Raw genomic sequence first — 1,002 nt, forward strand, 5'->3', positions numbered from 1 at the left:
AATTTTACCATTATTATTAAATAATTCATAGCGCAGAAAAATCTCATGTGACCCGGAATTATAGTTGTTTAATGAAGTTGTTTCATGATCATACCCGTATCCTATATACATACCCTGTGAAACTTGAAATCCAACCATGGCACTTACTGCGGCACTCCATCTGTAGGCCACTCCGACTACAAATTTTTCATTGAACATAAAGTTTGTAGAAACATCAAGCTGAAGAGGAGCACCCTCAACCATTTTGGTCAATACAGCGGGTTTAAATTTAATGGAATTATTGAAATCAAATACATATCCGGCAATCAGATAGTAATTTATTTTTTCTTTGAATATGGCCACTTCATTATCATCAAATCGGTTGGTTTCTATGAAATTAGGAACAGAAAATCCTATATAAGCTTTATCGGAATGCAGGTAAAGCCCCGCTCCAATATTTGGCGAGAATTTATTGTCAAAATTGCGTAAAGCGGGATCATCATCCACGGGGTTTAATTGGTTTACATCCAAATCAAATAAATTGGCAGTTGCCTTGATACCAAAGGAAAGTTTAAATGTTTCGGAAGTCGGCACGGTATAGGAAAAATCAGCCGAGATTGTATTCTCATTCGTGGGACCTATTCTGTCATTAATGAAAGAAATACCTAAGCCGACATTACTTGAGTTTAGCGGTGTGTTAATTGAAAGAGCGTTAGTTACCGGTGCCCCATCAAGTCCTACCCATTGGGTACGATGCAAGGCAAAAATACTCAAAGCACCTCTAGATCCTGCGTAAGCGGGATTAATATTGATTGTGTTGTACATGTACTGCGTGAATTGAGCATCTTGTTGCGCGAAACTTACAATGGCTGTAAACATCAAAACGAAAGAAAATAATTTTGTTTTCATACTAGATATTATTTTAGATTATCTGTTGAACTCATTTATAAGAGTCTGGTAGGTCAGTTGGTACCTTAAATACCGTTTATATTCGAAGATTTGGGTTATTAATGGTTATTAGAA

Annotated in this window: 1 protein-coding gene; it reads right to left on the reverse strand. The window is 36.3% G+C overall.

The window, feature by feature from the left end; genetic code table 11:
- On the reverse strand, positions 1–888 hold an 888-nt coding region (locus tag E0F89_RS17020), incomplete at its 3' end, for a PorP/SprF family type IX secretion system membrane protein (protein WP_131910896.1).
- Positions 889–1,002: the final 114 nt, after the last annotated feature.

The sequence above is a fragment of the Flavobacterium caseinilyticum genome (assembly GCF_004349085.1).
Classification (GTDB): domain Bacteria; phylum Bacteroidota; class Bacteroidia; order Flavobacteriales; family Flavobacteriaceae; genus Flavobacterium; species Flavobacterium caseinilyticum.